Source organism: Pseudomonas azotoformans (assembly GCF_900103345.1).
Classification (GTDB): domain Bacteria; phylum Pseudomonadota; class Gammaproteobacteria; order Pseudomonadales; family Pseudomonadaceae; genus Aquipseudomonas; species Aquipseudomonas azotoformans.
Genome location: NZ_LT629702.1, coordinates 1,264,909 through 1,282,145, shown reverse-complemented (window position 1 = coordinate 1,282,145; position 17,237 = coordinate 1,264,909). Strand labels below are relative to the sequence as shown.

At 58.2% G+C, this 17,237-nt stretch carries 8 protein-coding genes; 1 reads left to right on the top strand and 7 read right to left on the bottom strand.

What is annotated here, in order from left to right; genetic code table 11:
• Positions 1–36: 36 nt before the first annotated feature.
• Genes BLR69_RS05370 through BLR69_RS05360 form a run of 3 tightly spaced genes read right to left on the bottom strand, consistent with a single transcriptional unit; the run spans position 37 to position 3,510 of the window.
• Positions 37–1,851 (bottom strand): Gldg family protein, encoded by a 1,815-nt coding sequence (locus BLR69_RS05370; protein ID WP_071495733.1) that lies wholly within the window; start codon positions 1,849–1,851, stop codon positions 37–39.
• A 4-nt stretch (positions 1,852–1,855) separates the two neighbouring features.
• Entirely contained in the window at positions 1,856–2,590 is a 735-nt protein-coding gene (locus BLR69_RS05365) for a heme exporter protein CcmB (RefSeq protein WP_071495734.1), read from the bottom strand.
• The gene (locus tag BLR69_RS05360; protein WP_071495735.1) at positions 2,587–3,510 is read right to left on the bottom strand and encodes an ABC transporter ATP-binding protein; all 924 of its coding nucleotides are present in this window, start codon (positions 3,508–3,510) and stop codon (positions 2,587–2,589) included. The genes BLR69_RS05365 and BLR69_RS05360 overlap by 4 nt, the downstream gene beginning before the upstream one ends.
• Before the next feature lie 237 nt (positions 3,511–3,747).
• Between BLR69_RS05360 and BLR69_RS05355 the strand changes: the two genes are divergently transcribed.
• Positions 3,748–4,596 (top strand): hypothetical protein, encoded by an 849-nt coding sequence (locus tag BLR69_RS05355; RefSeq protein ID WP_071495736.1) that lies wholly within the window; start codon positions 3,748–3,750, stop codon positions 4,594–4,596.
• Positions 4,597–4,910: 314 nt separating this feature from the next.
• Here BLR69_RS05355 and BLR69_RS05350 read toward each other — a convergent pair whose 3' ends face one another.
• The 4 genes from BLR69_RS05350 to BLR69_RS05335 form a co-directional block, all read right to left on the bottom strand.
• A complete protein-coding gene (locus tag BLR69_RS05350; RefSeq protein WP_071495843.1) occupies positions 4,911–5,522 on the bottom strand; it encodes a hypothetical protein in 612 nt (203 codons plus the stop codon).
• 121 nt (positions 5,523–5,643) lie between these two features.
• The gene (locus tag BLR69_RS05345) at positions 5,644–6,129 is read right to left on the bottom strand and encodes a hypothetical protein (protein ID WP_071495737.1); all 486 of its coding nucleotides are present in this window, start codon (positions 6,127–6,129) and stop codon (positions 5,644–5,646) included.
• Positions 6,130–6,435: 306 nt separating this feature from the next.
• Complete coding sequence (locus BLR69_RS05340) at positions 6,436–6,882, bottom strand: hypothetical protein (RefSeq protein WP_071495738.1); 447 nt, start codon at positions 6,880–6,882, stop codon at positions 6,436–6,438.
• A 10-nt stretch (positions 6,883–6,892) separates the two neighbouring features.
• On the bottom strand, positions 6,893–17,227 hold the full coding sequence (locus BLR69_RS05335; RefSeq protein ID WP_083365771.1) for a two-partner secretion domain-containing protein: 10,335 nt from the start codon (positions 17,225–17,227) through the stop codon (positions 6,893–6,895).
• Between the last annotated feature and the right edge of the window lie 10 nt (positions 17,228–17,237).

Here is a 17,237-nt window from a genome sequence, read left to right as displayed (position 1 = left end):
CCGGCACTCCAAGAAAGTTTCGCGATCGTCCAGCCTTCAGCGAGTGCGCCTGCGCCAAAGCCAAGCACCCACAAACACGAGGGAGAGCAGCAGCGGGACCAGCACAATATTGAACAACTTGACTTGAGTGCCCAAGCGTTCGACCTGGACAGTGAGCTGTCGGGCAACCTGACGCATCTCCTGCTCGATGGCGACTTTTTCTGAGCGAAACTGCGCCTGGGTAGCTTGCTGCTCCGCCTTCAACGGTGCGTTGTTTTGCTGGCCAGCCGCCAGTGTGCTCAGGCGTCCTTCGGTTTCATCCAGCTTGGCTTGCAGGTCACGGCTCATCTCGCGAAAGTGCTCGCCCGCCTGTTGCTGCAACCGTTCAACCACACTGAAGTTACGGCTGTAGCGGCCACGGGAACGTAGACTGATCAATGCATCCGACCCCGAGAGACTATCCAGTGCGTTGAGCACCAACACGCTGTTGTCGGCCCAAGGCACGCTGACCTCGCCGCGGCCTTGAGGCTCGGTCCACAGGTTGTCACTGAGCATATCGGTATCAGCCACAACCACGACGTTGATGTGTTCCGCCCCGGTAATCGCCCCAGGCGGATCTGGGAAAGCCGAGCTTGCCGGACCTTGCAGGCGCGCCGCGATCAAGTAGCGCTCACCGTCGGCCTTGAAAGCATTGGCCAGTTCATCCGGGTGTTCGAGATGATCAAGGCGCGCTGTCTTGTACAGCATGGCCTGATCCGAGCTGTGCAGAAGCGGTGTCAGGGTGGTGGTTGCGCCTGGCAAAGCGCTCAACACGCCGGCAGTGGTCAGGTTGAGACTACCTAGGCCAGCAGTGATCACATCTTGCTGATTCATGGCTTCGGGCGATAGGCCTAACGCCGTAGGCTGCCAGATCGGCTCGGCGCTATGCACCAGCGACACGTACTGTCCGTAGCGACCGTCACCCAGCACATCACCTGGCATCAATTTGATACCCCACGCCTTGAACAACGGTGCGAGGTCCGAGGACTTGTCCTTGCTCGGGATACCAAAATAGTACTCCCCACGATCCTGCTCACTGTAGGGGTCGACAAACACCAGCAGCCGCCCGCCACGCAGCACGAATTGGTCGATTCCGCGCAACGTTGCCGTGGACAAGCGCTTTGGATGCACCAGCATCAACACCTTGAGTTCGCCGGGAATGCTGTCGACATCCTGAGTCAGTTCATGCACGTCAAACAGCTTGTCGATCTCGGTGTAAATCCGCCAAGGCAGTCGCTTGCGCCCCGCCTCTGCATTGAAGCCCCCCGACAGTGGCAATGAAGACATCAGCCCGATGACCGGCCGCTCGGCACGCGACAGGCTATGCACTAACCGGCTGATGTCGTACTCCAGGAACCCTTGTTGTTCCAGCGCAAAAAAAGCGATGCTGGCGTGATGGTCCGCTGCATCGGCGATGGCGAGCCCAAAGTAGACCGGCGTCCCGCCTTTGCCGATAGGCGCGGCTTTCAGGCCCAACTCCTGGGCACGCGTTTCGTCCGCCGAAAACGGCGCCGGGTCGATAATGTGTAGACGCAACATCCCATTCGAGGCACGTTGGTATTCACGCAGCAGGGTTTCGATCCGCACGCCATAACTGCGCATGACGGGCAAGTCTCGGGCGGCCTGATTGGAAAAGTAAAAGTACAGGTCGGTGGGTTTGGCCACCTCCTGGATAATCTGCCGGGTGCCGGAACTGAGGGTATAGAGTTGCTGTTCGGTCAGATCCAGACGCAAGGTTGGCAATCGCGGCGCCAACTCAAAATTCGCCGCGACAAAGCCACCAACAATGATCGCCATTCGCAGGCATGTACGGGTCAAAGGGTTGAAAAACATGGCCTCACACCGCCTTCTTCAATTCGACCACCATGACCGTCAGTGCCAACCAGACAATGATCTGGCTAATGAAATACAGAAGGTCCTGGGGCTCGACCACGCCGCGGCACAGCCCTTCGAAGTGTGCGATAAAACTCAACGATGCAAGCCCGTCCAGCCAGGCCACGGCTACCCAGCCGCGAAATACATCCAGCACCACCGCAGACCCACAGGCGGTAAAGATCAAACAAACCGCCATGGCCATGAGGAAGGCCACCAGCGCATTTTTGGTCAAGGCCGACATGCACCCGCCAATGGCCAGGCAAGCTCCTGCCAGCAGCCAGCTCGCCAGGTACCCACAAAGGATCACACCATTGTCGGGTTCCCCCAGATAGTTGACCGTCAACACCAACGGAAACGTCAACACAAGCGCAAGGCCACTGATCAGCCACGCCGCGAAGAATTTCGCGAGTACAGCGTCAGTCGCGCTGATGGCCATGCACATCAGCAACTCAATCGAACCGGTCTGGCGTTCCAGCGACCACATGCGCATGGCCAGCGCCGGCAACAGCACCACGTAGAGCCAGGGCAGGTAATCGAAGAACGGTGCCAGGTCGGCCTGGTTGCGCTGGTAGAAGTCGCCCAGGTAAAAAGTGCTGACACCGCTGAGAATCAACAACAGCAGGATGAACACATACGCGACTGGCGTAATGAAATAGCTGTAGACCTCGCGCTTGAATAACGGCCAACGCGCGCTCATGACCGCGACTCCCGGGTCAACAGGCGAAAAACTTCGCCGAGCGACCCCCGCTCGACCTCCTGACGAGGCACGTTCCAGCCACGCTTGAGAATCATCGAGTTGATCCCCGGCAATATGGTCGAACCCGGCCGCGCCAGGACGCGCACACTATAGGGCTCCGGGCCGGCCTCGATACCCGCAACGCCAGGGAGCATTGCCAACGTCATTACGTCCAAAGGCTGTGTGGCATACAACATCACAGCCTGGTGATAACGTGAGCGGCTTTCCAGCTCGTCAGGCGTGCTGTCTGCCAGAAGGCGCCCCTTGTCCATGACCAACACACGGCCACACAATGCCGTGACCTCCTCCATGATGTGGGTAGAAATGATCACGATTTTGTCACGGGCCATCTCTTGGATTTGCGCGCGCACTCGGTACTTCTGATTGGGATCAAGCCCATCGGTGGGCTCATCCAGAATCAGGATTTTCGGATCATGAAGCATCGCCTGCGCCAAGCCGATTCGGCGGCGAAAACCTTTGGAGAGAATATCGATGGTCTGGCCGCGCACCTCGATCAACTCGAACTGTTCGAGCATGGACGCGACGCGCAGCTTTTTATCTCGACCGCGATAACCACGCATTTCAGCAATGAAACTCAAGAACCCCGATACGGACATTTCGTTGTAGCAGGCCCCGGTTTCGGGCAGGTATCCCATCAGCCGCTGCGCATGGCGGGGCTGGCGACGGATATCAAAACCGCACAATTTGGCAGTACCCGAACTGGGTGACATAAAACCGGTGAGCATACGCAGGGTCGTGGACTTGCCGGCACCGTTGGGCCCAAGGAGCCCCAGCACCTCACCTGATACGGCCTGGAAAGACAGGTCGGCGACCGCAAGGGAACTGCCAAACCGCTTGGATAAATGGGTTATCTCAATCATGAACGTCGGACCACCTGCTGAAGCACATTGAAGCGCCTTTAGGTGCGCTCGCTGTTTCGCGCCGCACCATAACCGCAGGTTGCACACCATGAAACAGCAGCCACGGCGAATCCGATTCGTCCTTGCCGCGTGTCGAATTATCTATGGGTAAGTGCGGATTATCTGACAAAACCTCGTGAGCGGCCTGCGTATTCTGGACGCTGAAAAATGCCCCAGTCTCACTGAGCCGGATACCCCATGCTATTGCGAACACTTGAAATACCCGATGACCAAGGTCAATCACTGAATGCCGTGCTGCTTTGCGGGTTTATTGCGAACACAAGCGGCCAGCAGTTCCTGGTCTACAGCCTGAACGAGAAGGTTGCTGATGATCTGATCAAGATCTACCTGGCACCGATGGAAGGTGAAGGCCTTGAGCGAAGCATGTGCAGCGCGTCCTCCGAGGATATGATGACTGCAACCGCTGCACTCAAACGCATCATCCACGACGCCTGCAGCCCACAGGCAAGGCAAACCGACAATAGTTACTCGGTGCTGGACCTGACTGACACACACATCCACTGCACCCGCGCAAACCTCCATCACAGCCTGAAAGTCAGTGAACACTGGCTGATGAAACTGCTGGTGTTCAATCCCGATGCGAAGCAGGACATCGAGAGGTCAGCAACTCCGGCAGACGCTCATGCGCATCCCCAGGAATACTCTTCACCCACTACGCCGTTGAGCTCACCCTCCGAGTCTCAGCCTTCCGTGCCTTACAGGGTTATCTCCCACACGCCCACCGCACAGGAAGCTCTCTCTCACGATGTCATCGAGCACGCACCAGCAGTCGAGCAAGAACCCACTCACTCGCAGAAAATCGAAACCAACCTCAAATCACTGATTGCAAGCGTGACCCAGCATAAGGAGACACTGCTGAGTAAATTCGTGATGCTTGATGAGCGCATGCGTGAACTCAAACAACGGGAAGAGGACATGGCTGTGCGCGAACGCTCATTCGACAGGCGCGAAGAGGAACTGATCGCCGGCATGAATGCGCTGAAAATGGCGGAAGAGCAGCTTAACTCACTGATGAAGGATGGTTGAATACGTCACAAGACTGCCAATGGATGAGCAACATACACATTCAGCTGGCGCTGAATGTGTATGTTGCTCATCCAGTATACGAAGGCGCACTGAATACCAGCCACGGCCACCCAGGTCCGCGTCGGCAATCGCCGTTCGCGATCGCTCGTACGCCCGGTGTGAATGGGGGCATAACTGGGGGCATAATTCGAGTTTTTTAAGCTGAAACTACTATCGTAGAGCCCAGTCAAAATGTTTTTTGGCGACCCGGACAGTCTCTGAAAGCGGTGAAAGAAATTCAAACGCTGTGCACGCTTGCAAGCGCGTTGAAAATATCACCCATCGGGAAACTCCACATAGGCAATCACCTTGCCATACGGTGCGCTCGCCATGCCTACGGGGACTGTCATTGCGGTGTGTCCCGGCACGGGCGCATTCACGGTTAACACCGTCGCGCCTGGGGTCTGATTATCAGCGGCAACCACCAGAAAATACTTGCCATCGGCTGGCGCGACGCCGGTCCACTCGACCGTGAGGGGATTTTGTCCTGCCAGGTGATCGGCAACCACGTTGCCCTGTGTATCAACCACCGCCAGTCGTGGTTTGAGTATGGTTTTCGAAAAGCCGAAGCACAGGTTATTGCACATCGAGATGACATTGATGACGTAGGTTTGGCCCTTGCGCAGTTGGAAGTCGAAAACCCGGTAATGACCAAGCGACTGCCCAACATCAAGACGCGGGTCGGTTGCACCGATCGCCCATCTCTCTGGAAACAAACCACGGTTAATCGGCAGCGGTGTCGAATGAGCCTGCTGGACAGCTTGCTCGAAGGAGTGTGCGACACCGAGGACAGGCGAATTCGATTGTTCCTGATGTGCGGTACTTGGGCTGTTAGTACAGCCCGTCGCCAATAAAAACAGAACGGCCGAAAACAGATGCTTGAACATCATCGGCTCAACGCCTCAGGGACTAAGTACACCGACTAAACGCCAAGCATAGTTCTTGACGTTTGACGGGAGTCGCGTACGACCACTGCAACCCGACCGCAGGGCCCTGACGTTCATTAAATCAAACACTGGAAAGCTTCCACAGTATCGCGTAAGGCAACTCATCATCAGCGATGTCAGGCGACCGAAAATAATAAACAGCCGATGCGCTTTCCAAGCCCTTATGAACAAATGCACCGTCAGACATAACACGATAAGAGGCGTACTCCATAACCCTGTCAGAACCAAGAGCGCCAAGCGCCTCTTTTATCTGACGGTAGGTCGCACCCGCCCCAACTGGAAGTAATTCAGCCGGCGGTTGGCATACAGCCAGGTCATCATTTTCAACATCCCTGTAGTAGGCCCTTCGAAAGGCTGCCTCACTGCTGGCCCAGTAGAGGGATAGCAAACTCAGTTTTTCCTCCCCCTCAACAGGAAAGGCGTCAGCTAAAAAGTATTGATTATCTGAAATCTTGTACGCGCCGTCGTCCATGGCGAGCACGCGTTGTTCCCGTAGATCAACGACGCTCCCCAACTTCGACTTGCACAGCGACGACCACTCTTTCATGTTATCTGCCTCTAGCCTATTGCGGCCATTTGAATATCCGGCCTTCGACCCTGCCAGCCTTGAGTGCACTCTCCGTGGCTGCTTTGGCCGTTCCCTCAGGCATATTCTTTACGGAGTGTATGATCTCTGATTGCCAGGCCTGTAACTTTGAATCTGGTGACGCTTTCCCAGTCCCGGAAATGGGCGTGTGCCTGGATTCAATAGCTTGATTCCAGCATCGAGCCTCCCCAATTGCTCCGTTCAACTCAGAGTATGGGCTGCGCACCCGTTATATTGGGGTTTTTAGAGACAGTGGTTTTTGCACCATCAACTGACCCAGGAAATGTGATCCTCATCTAAATAATATAGTCCCTCAAGCCTTCCTGAAATTTCAGGCAGCTCGAGAAGACATTCTGAAACATATGAAAAAGGAAGTCCGTTCCTTAGCTGTTGAGCGCTTGCAGAGTAGTCTGCCCAAGACGGCTCAACCATCCCATTCCAGAATGTAACAAAGGAGCCGTCTTCAAGAAGAATGACAGGCTTTAAGCACTCAACTTCCCCACCGCCATCCCAGTACAGATAGCCTAAGTAACTAGAACCATCCCCCCCAACAAAACTAGCACGAACGATTACTTGAGCGTCAGTACAGGTTTCCTTATCAAGGAGAGGGCGGACTGTCAGCTCATCTTCCGCAGACTCATCCATAGGAAAGTACCAAACACCAAAGCAAGCAAGATCATTAATATCCAAGTCGTATATCTGTTTATCAGTCATGCTTGCATACCTATTTAATCAAATGCTTGATCGAGTCATACAATTCGGGCCGCCCTATATCGCCATAGGCTTTCTGTAACCCCGAGCTTATTTGCCCAGGAGTGTACGTAGCCGGCTTACCACCTACCATGGGAGGCAAGTACTTACTGATCGCTTTATGCATGGCATCAGGATTTATCTTTCCCGTATGAGAGTACTGGGTAATTAGAGTCGCTGGGTGATCCAGCATATCATTTTTCGTATACCCCAGCATCTTCCCCAAATATTGAGGCAAGGTGTGATGCGCCTGGAATCCTTTGTTTAATCCCTGCAGCTCTCGATAAGTAGGACTAATTACGTCAGGTACACTCTGGCCTGGCGCTTTTGCTCCACCACCTTTTGCCGCATTGATTGCCGCAACGGTGACGACTACGCCGGCGACAAACGCAGCAGCGCGCTCCGGCGTGATGCCGAACTTCTGAACCAGGACATCAGCAACGGCCTCTGCAGAGTGCCCTGCGGTGACGCCTGCCAAGTCATTCTGGAAGCCATAGTTCTCCGCAATCAGCATATTGAGGGCTTTCGCCACGGCAGGTGATGCACCGTCAGCCATGCTCTTGAATCGAGCTGTATCCGCCTCGGCTTTCGCGACGAGCATGGACACACCCGCGCACGTCTTTGGATCGTTGCCGCAGGCAATCAGGGCCTGGGCGGTCTGCTCCATGCTCAGCTTGTGATATTTCGCATACCCGTCTTCAGCACATTGTGTGTCATTACCGCAGCCAAGAAGCTCCTTGGAGGCCCGCTCCAGGTCCGAATGGCTTAGATAGTTGTACTGTGTGGCGTTAGCGGTGATGTTGGCGGCGATCTCGGGATCGCCTCCGGTGACCACGGCCGCCAGAACGCCCATCAGTTGCGACATGGCCAACAAGTTGACCTGCGCCTGCTGGCTGCCGGGTAGATTCGGGTCGTAGTTTTTCGGCAGCACCAGGTCGGCGAGGTATTGCACCAAGGCTTCATTGGCACCGCCGGCCAAGGCGCCTGTCTGGAAATCACCCCCCATCGCCATCGACTTCAAGCCACCCAACAGCGCGTGTGCCGCGATCTTGGTAGGGCTGCCGTCAACCAGGCTGGTATTACCGATCTGGTTGGCAGCCACGGCCCCGGCGATATTGATCACTGAACCCAGCAGATTATTGGCGAAGTTATCGCCCAGGCTGCCGCCGTTGACCGCTGTCTGGACGACCGTTTCGGCGGCAGTCTTGAGCACGACTTGCCCTACGCTGTTCCAGTCAAACCCCAGGGTGGTCGGGTTATACCCCAGAGAGTTGCCGATTCCGCCCATGAAGCCAGAGACGACATAGCCTTTCATGGCGTCTTTGCTGGTGATGTCTTTGAAGGTGCCGGCAAGGTTGCCCTTGTTGCTGATCACGCTATTGGCAGCGTTATTCATCACGGCGGCCAGTACGGCATCGGCGAACCCGCCGGCAAACGTACCGGCGCCAGCCCCCACCATGCCGGCTCCCAACCCGGCACCACCGGTCACAACGGCCAGCGCGATCGCCAACACAACCTGCGCCGCCGGGCCCAGGCCCGAGTGGGAATACTTGAAGCTGGTGTGGATTTCTTCGACGCGACGCCAGTCCACATCGCCGCGTTTCTCAGCCTCCGCCAACCACGCCAATTGCGGGTCAGCCGCAACCATGGTGTCGATCACCTGGTGAACGGTCTGCTGGTCGACATGCTTGATGTCGATTTTCAAGCCATCAACGGCCTTGATGACCAACTCGCCTTGCGCCTTCATCTGGGTCTGGCGCAGGGTTTCGTCGGTCTGGCCTTTGCCGGACATGGAGGTCCAGGCCATGCTGTCCTTGCTCTTCTGGTGACTCTCCTGATGCAGGTCTTTCACGGCCTCGAATGTCACCGAGCCGTCGCTGGTGATCGTCAGGTCCTTGCCACTCTCAAGCTTTGCAGCCTGATAGCGTTGATCTGCGCCACTGTCCAGGGTGAGGTTGGCGCCGGTTTTGATTTCGGTACCCAAGTGGGTCACGTCAGTGACTTCATCACGCTGAGTCTTGCTACTGCCAAAGCCGCCTTTTTTGCTCATGTCGTACAGCGAGTAACTGCTGTTCTGAGCGGCGAGTACATTCAGTGCATTACCGGCGCGGATATACGCATCGTTGCCGGCACTGACCTTGGCTGCAATCAATGTCAAATCGGTGCCTGCCACGGCAATCAGGTCGCCGCCTGCGCTCAGCTCCGCACGTTGCTGGTCGACCTCGTCCGATTGGGTCGTGGTTTTGGTCTTGCCTTTTTTCCCTTTCGAATACTCATGCTCCTCGTTGGCCGCCGCAGCCACGGTCAAGTTCTCACCGGCCGAGACACTCAAGTCTTTCTCGGCGCTGACCCGACTGGCGACGACGGATACATCGCGTCGCGCATCAATGGTCAGGTCCCCGCCGGCCTCTACCGCCGAGGCATGTTGAACAATTGTCTGCTCGGTACCGCTGACCCGACGGCGCTGATAAGCGTAATCGTCCTGCTCGACCTGACTGGCAATAACGATATCGCGCCCCGCGGCCACAGAGGCATTGCCTCCGGCCTTCAAGGTGCTGCCGACGTTCACCACGTCACGCATGGCACTGAGTGACAAGGTGTCGGTTGCTTCAAAACGCGAGCCTGCACTGACCACGTCGTCACGCAGTTGGTAGCCCTCGCCCTCACGCTTGAAGGTAGTGACCGTGCGCTCATTGACGATGTCGCCGGTCAATGCGGTAGCCGTGATATCACGCCCCGTCACGATCCCGCCACGGGTGTTGCGGATCGAGTCTGAAGCGAGCATTTCCAGGCGATTGCCCGCCTGCATCAGCCCGTTGTTCTCGATATTGTTACCCGTCAGGCTGAGGTTGTTCGTGGCGCGCAGCGTGCCGCTGTTGTGCAGGTCGCCACCACTGATCAAATTGACATCCTGGCCCTGGATCAGCGCGCCGTTGGGCGCCAGACGATTGTTGGCATGCGCGAGATACAACACGGGGGTCAACACTTTCTGCCCGTTGACCTCGGCCTCCTCCATCCACACGATGTCGTGGGTCAGCGCGGCCACCTGCTCTGCGGTCAAGGAAACACCCAACTGCAGGCTCAACGAATCCTTATAGGCAATGGCGTTGTCCATCAGGTATCGATAGAGCGCGTCGTCGCTGGTGATGCCATCGATATAGCGCTGGCCGGTGCGCGCCACGACGGCGTCGCGAATCAGACGCTGCTCGTAAAGACCGTCACCCAAGCGTCGGTTGGTTTCATCGGGGGTCACCCCCAATTTATCGAGCAGATAATCGGAACTCATGAACTGCTTGAGATCGGTGAGCGCCGGATTGGTCTCGATCATGTACTTATGACGGTTATCGACCGCCAGCCTCTCAGGCAGGCCTTGTACCCGGGTGATCGAGGGCGCGCGCGCGTCCAGGGCTGACGCCCCTTGCCCGCTGACCGAACCGGCGGCCGGTTGACCGTCCACACTGAAGCCACGTTCTTTCACTGCGCTGTAGTCAAGCGCCCGCTCACGGTCGCGCGATGCAATCTGGCGGCCGTCGACACTCAACTGCGTGTTGGCCGTAACACCGCTCCCGGCAACACCCGCACTGCCTTGCTGACCGCTCAGGCGAAACAGGCCGTTTTGCCCGGCAGGCAAGTTAAAGCCCGGCAAGGTCACCGGATTGACTTGGCGCTGAGCCAAGTCAGGTGGCAATTGCGTGGTAATGGCCGGTTTTACCGTGGAGGCAAACACATCGGAGTTGGTATTGTGGTTTTGCGATGGTGTGTTGATACCCGCCGCATTCGGGCGAATCACGCTGTTGTCGATTTTCTGGGTGGCGTTGACGGTCACCAGGCCTGCGGCCTGGATTACGGCTTGCGCGATCACACTGCCGGTTGTCGGCACCACATAGGTGCTGGTTTCATAGAAGTTGCCGACGCCCGCCATGACCTGGGCCATGTTTATCTCGCCCGGTCGATAAGCCCCTGAGTTGGGGTTATTGACCGTATTGAACTGGCTCTGGCGGTTCATGAAGGTGCTGTAGATGCCCCGGTCGCGGGTGTACAGGCCCGAATTCAGATGACGCTCTTCGCCACCGGCAGCTCCGCGGTTGGTGAGCACGGACGTATTGATCAGAATGTTTTTGGCCGCAGATATCGAGCTGTAGAGGTTGTCGACAGTCTGGCTGCCGACGGTCAGGTCGCCGCCTGCGTTGATAAATGCCGACGCCGAGCTGCCGGTGATGACATCTTCATACCTCTCCACCGAGGTGAAATACAGCTCGCAGCCTTTGCCTTTGCAGCCGTCGTTCGAATAGATGTTGATGTTGCCCGACACCAGTTTCTTTTCAGTACTGAACTGGTCGCGGCGGTTACTCAGGGTGTCCGCCAGCAAGCGCATGTCGCCAGCGCTTTCCACGCTGCCGGAAACGTTTTCAACCAGGCTGCTGCGCCCGCCGGCATCGTCCCGGGCAATGTCCAGGCCGCCTAGGCTATAGATATCACCGAAGCGGTTGCTGACGTCATTGACCCGCAGGGTCATGTCGCTGCCGCTGAAGATCAACCCCTTGTCATTGAGCACGTGGGTGGCGTTGAGGCGAACCTTTTCCGCGCCGCCCAAGGTGCCGTAGTTGTTCAGCGTGGTTGCGTTGACCGTCATGTCACCGAGGGCGGTCAGGCGCCCACGGTTATTCAGGGTGGTGCTGTTGATCTGGGTGAGCCCGCCACCTGCAATGCGCCCGTTATCGCCCAGGTCCAGGCGTGCGCTGGTCAGGGTCATGGCGCCCACACTGCTGACGCGTCCGTTGCCGCTGTAGCCACCGGTAAGCGTCAGATTCAGGGTGCCATCGCTCGCCAGCAACCCTTCGTTGGTCCAGGTATCCCCCGAACCGGTCAGGCTTTGCGAACCCAGCAACTGCCCGCTGGCGGTTTGGGTGAACTGGCCGATCTCAAGGTTCAGGCGCCCGGCCTGGAGCACGCTGCTGTTGGTCCAGCTCGCCGCCTTGATATCCAGTTGGCCGTTAGTGATAAAGCTGCCGCCGGCACGGGTGACCTGATCGGAAGTCAGATCGAATTTGCCATTGCCGCTATGCACGAAACGCCCACCATTGTTGTCCAGCGCTCCGGCTCGCAGGCTCAGGTGTTCATTGGCACTTTCCAGCGTACCGAAGCGGTTATCGAACAGGCCCGTAGTGCTGATCTCCGTGGTACCCCCACGGCCCACGGCCCGCAGGTTCCCGCCGACGTTGTTGATAGCCTGCGTGGCAAGGCGCAGCGTTTCATCGCTTTCTATCAGGCCAAAGCGGTTGCTCAGCGTGCCCGTCAGCCCGAAATCGATGACCCGCGCCCCGACCTTGCCACCGTTACCGGCAGCCGAGCCTTGGTTATCAAAATCCTGGGCAGTCACCTTGAGTAGCGTGTCGGCGTATACGCCGCCGCCCTGGTTGTTCAACGAAGTGGTGACAATCCGGTTTTCACCGCCGAGGGCAGACAGATGGCCCATCTGGTTGAGCAATCCGCCCTTGGCCTCGATATTCAGAGACTGCGCTTGGGTGATACCTCCGGCATTGTCAAACAAGCCCGTGACCAGTTTGGCCCATCCCTTGGCGCTGTTGAGAACACCGCCGGCGCCGTTGGCGATACTCGCGGTGTCCAGATCCAGGTTGCCACTGCTGCTGTCGACTCGCCCGCCCTGGTTGTTCAAGGCGCCGCTCAGCCGAAGCTGGTTATCGGCCTGGCTTTGCAGCGCCCCCTGTTGGTTGTTGAGATGACGGGCCGCCAGGTCGATTCGCCCTTTCTGGCTGAAGATCAAACCATCCTGCTGGTTATTGATGTCACCGGCCAACAGTTTGACGACCAGGTCTTTCTGACTGGCCAACGTGCCTTTGTCGCGGTTGTCCAGGTCGCCTTGCACCAGGGTCAGGTCAAGCCGGTCCTGACTCACCAATTGCCCACCGCGGTTATCCAGGCTGGCGGCATTCAGCAACAGTGCGCCGCCACTGGCCAGGCGGGCGTTGTTGGCATTGATCAGCGCGCCGCTGAGTGTACCTTCGAGTGTGCCGGCACTGGTCAGTTGCCCGCCGGTGTTATCCAGGCCCTGGCCGACCAACGTGAGGGTACCGGCGTTGATCTGACCGCCACGGTTAAGGATTGCACTCTGGGCGTTGTTGAAATCCGCATGCCCGGCGGCCGAGATCAACCCGCCGCTGCTGTTGTCCAGAAGGCCAGCCACCGCGAGGGAGACATCGCCTTGGCCCGAGATGACGCCTTGGGCATTGTTCAGGCTGGCTGCACGGATAGTCTGATTGCCCTCACTGACCAGAGCGCCCCCGCCGTGGTTATCCAGGACGCCGCTGAGGCCGGTTTGCAAGGTGCCATTTTTGCTCGACAAGGTGCCCTGGCTGCTGTTGTCCAGGCCGCCGCCGGTCACCACCAGCCCCTTCCAACCCGACAGCAGTCCCTTGTCTGCGTTGACGATGGACTGTGCATCCAGATGCAATTGATCGCTGCTGAGAATGACCCCTCGATCACCGTTATCAATGCGTCGGGCCTTCACGACGAAGGCGGTCTGGCTGGAGATTTCACCCTGGCCGCGGTTGGTCAGTTCGCTCAGGCCAGCAAAGGTCAACGGCCCCTTGGCGCTGATCAGACCGCCCGTGTTGTCCAGGTTGCCGCCTTGCAGGTCTACGGCCACCGTGCGCTCGCCGATCAAACGGCCCTGACGCTGGATGAGTTGCCCGACAGTCAGTTGCAAGTCACCTTTGGCGGAGACTTCACCCCCCTGGCTCGAGTCAAGCGTGTGACCATCGAGGATGAGGTCACCCTGGCTGCTGATCAAGCCGCCACGGTTGTCCACATCCAAGGTGGTCAGGAGCAAATGCCCATCACTGGCCAACTGACCGCCCTGTTGGTTATCCAGCGTGCCCGTGGTAAGCGTGTGCCGGTCTGCCGCCCACAGGCTGCCTTTGTTGCTGTTATTCAGCGAGCCGGCAGTAGTGGTGAGCAGCGTCGCTGCCGTGATCCGGCCTTGATTGCTATTGTTGAGCAAGCCGGTAACGTCCAAGTCCAGCGCCCCACGGCTGGCCAACGCGCCACCGCCGCTGTTGTCGAGGCTGTCGGCCTGTACCTGCAACTGGGTGCGTGCAGAAAGGACACCTTCGACACTGTTGTCCAGTGCCTTGGCTATCCGCAGTTCAAGACGGTCGCCACTGACAATTTTGCCGCCGCGGTTGTTCGCTGAATCAGCCGCTATCATGAACGCTTGCTTGCTGGAAATTTCACCGCCCAGGCTGTTGTCGACGTGGCTCAGGTTGCGCAGCAGCAACTGCCCCGGTGTGGCAATCAAGCCATGGTCTCGGTTGATCAACACACCCTGGCTCAGGTCCAGGTCAATGTTGCTTTGGCTGACCAGTTCGCCGCGATCGTGTTGGTCCAACCCCGTCAGCGTGGCCTTGATGGTGGACTTGGCAAAGACCGAGCCTTGCTGGCTATTGTCCAGTTGACCGGCGTTGAGGGTGATACCTGCGTCGCTGCTGATGCTGCCCTGTTGGCTGTTATCAAGCGTGGTGCTGCGCAGATCAATTTGCTGTTTGGCGCTGATGACACCGGCCTGGCTGTTGTTCAAAGCCATGCTGTCGAGACTGACGCTGCCATCGGCCAAGACCTTGCCGGCCTGATTGTTCAGCGTACCTTGGGTGGTGACCACCAACGCGGTCGCGGCGGACAAAACGCCGCCCTGGCTATTATCCAGCGCGTGCGCCTTCACGGCTAACGTGCCTTCACTGATTAGCGCGCCCTGCCCCTGGTTGAGCACGTCACCGGACAAGGTGATGTCCACATCTTTCTGGCTGGTAAGGCGCCCGCCCAGGCTGTTGTCCAGGCTGCCTCCGTTGAGTGTCAGTTTTTCCCGCCCGGCCAACAGCCCCTTGTTCTGATTGAGCAGGCGTTGCACCGTCAGGTTCAGGCCCGCATCGCCAATCACCTTGCCAGCACCGTTATTGAGTTGATCGGCCACCAGCAACACGTTGGCCTGGCTGGAGATCTCGCCTTGCTGGTTCAAGATGACTTGATGATCAAGGCTCACACCGCCCGTGGCGGCCACCAATCCGCCGTTGCGGTTATCCAGTTGCTGGCCCCTCAGGGTCAAGGCGCCCTCACTGATCAGCTCGCCGCTTTGTTGATTGAGTACGCCAATTGTCGCTTGTACATCACCCTTGGCGCTGATGCGTCCTGCGCCGTTTTCGACCTGACCGGCACTCAGGTTCAGTTGGCCGTCGCTGCGCAGTTTGCCGCCGTTGCGGTTATCCACGCTGAGCACGTCGATACGGGCATCGGCCTGGCTGCTGACAAGCCCTTTCTGACGGTTGTCCAAGCTGCCGCCGGTCAAGGTCAGTGCGCCATCGGCAATCACCAGGCCACCCTGGTTGGTCAGCGTATCCCCGTGCAGTGTCAGCGCCGCCTTGCTCGACACAAGCCCGGCCTGGTCATTGTTCAGTTGGCCAACCCGCACAAGTTGATCGGCTTCACTGACCAGGTTGCCTTCGTTGTGGTTGTCCAGCAGCCCGCTAACGGTTGCCGTCAAGCTGCCTTGGCTGGAGATGGAGCCTTTGTCGCTGTTATCGAGGCTGCCCGCCTGCACTGTCAGCAGGCTGGTAGCGGAAAAGATTCCCAGGCGGTTATCGATTGCGCCGGTTGCAGTCACCTGGAGGTTGCTACCCAGCAATTTGCCTGAGCGGTTATCCAGGGTCGTGGCACTTATCGTGGTCTGGGTGGCGGAAATTTCGCCGTTGCGGTTGCTCAACGTTCCTGCGGTGACTTGGGCCTGTTGTTGGCTGGCAACCAGGCCGTTGTCGTTACTCAGTTGTCCCGCACTGAGCGTCAAGTCCTTGAGGCCGACGACCCGACCCGTCTGGTTCTGCAGCGCGCCCGCAACCTCAAGTTCGGCGTGGTTATCACTGTGCAGCAACCCCTTGGCGCTATTGTCCACGCCGCTGGCATTCACTTTGAGCGAATCACTGCCTAATACACGGCCACTGCGGTTATCGAGCTGATCGGCGCTGACGATGGTCTGTACGCCGCTCAGTGTTGCGCTCTGGTTATCCATCGCCTTCTCGGCGGTGACCTTCAGCGTACGACTCGCAACTACGCTGCCGGCATTGGTCACATTTTGAGCTGTCAGCGCGATGTCACCTTGGGCATTGCGGCTGTTATCGGCGTTGACGCCGGCTTCGATAATCCCGCTGTTGGTCAGCCGCCCCCCAGCGACCAGGGTGATGCCGTCCCTGGCTGCCAGCGTCTGCCGGCTGGTCAGTGCACCTTGGGTTTCAACCGACACTGCGGATCCCGCGTAGACCGCACCTTTGGCCTCTACACTGGCAGCCTTGACGGTGACGGCGCTGCCGGCGGATGTCTGCCCCAGTATCACGTTGCCGCCGGCATCGATCTGGATATCGCCCCCGGCCACCATGTCGCCTGACAGCCGTACACCGACTCCGGCCTCGGTGCCGACCAGCTTGACCGCCCCCACGTACATGCCGCCCAGCGCCGATGAGTCAATCGCCAGGTCAGGCGCTGCACTGCCGTCAGCCACCCGCGCAGTGGCGGTCAGGCTGTGCGCATCCACATCGTTGCGACCGGCCACGATGGTGAGTTTTTTCGCCTGGATCTGCGCGTTGATAGTGGTAGCACGCGTGATGATTTCGAACTGATCGACGTTACTGGCGTTCAGGCCGGCACCGTCAATGGCGACACTGCCTCCGTCAACCTGGTAGCGGTTGATCTGGCCATTCTCAATGACGGCTTTACCGGTGGTCAGCGTGGCCTGTGGGGTATTGATAAAACCGCAGCCGTTACAGCTGATGCCGTAGGGGTTGGCCACAATCACATGGGCTGACTGCCCCGCCACTTCGGTGTAGCCGCGCAATTGGCTGGGGCTACCACCGTTGACTTCGTTGAGGATCACTCTGGCAGCCGTACCATTGAGGTTCTGGTTGCCGAGTATGATCCCGCCCAACTGGGTGGCCTGGGTGCGATCAGTTGCATTGTTAAGGATCACGCCCTGTTGCCCGACGTTGTAATCCTTGAACTGGTTATGCGACAGCCCGCTGCCATTGGGTGCCGCGATATTGACGATCGGCACGCCATTCGCCGCCCGGTCCAGGCTGGTGCCGGGCGCGCTGACCACTATGCCGTCCGCCTGGGCCAGCAACGGTTGCCAGAACATCGCGTTGGCCAGCACCAGCGCCAAGCCGCGCTTGGGCAATCCGAAAAAGTTGGAACGGTTTCTCAGGGTTGCAGAAGGTTGGCGCGCAAGGAAGGCGAACTGGCGAACGTCCATGTCATGTCCC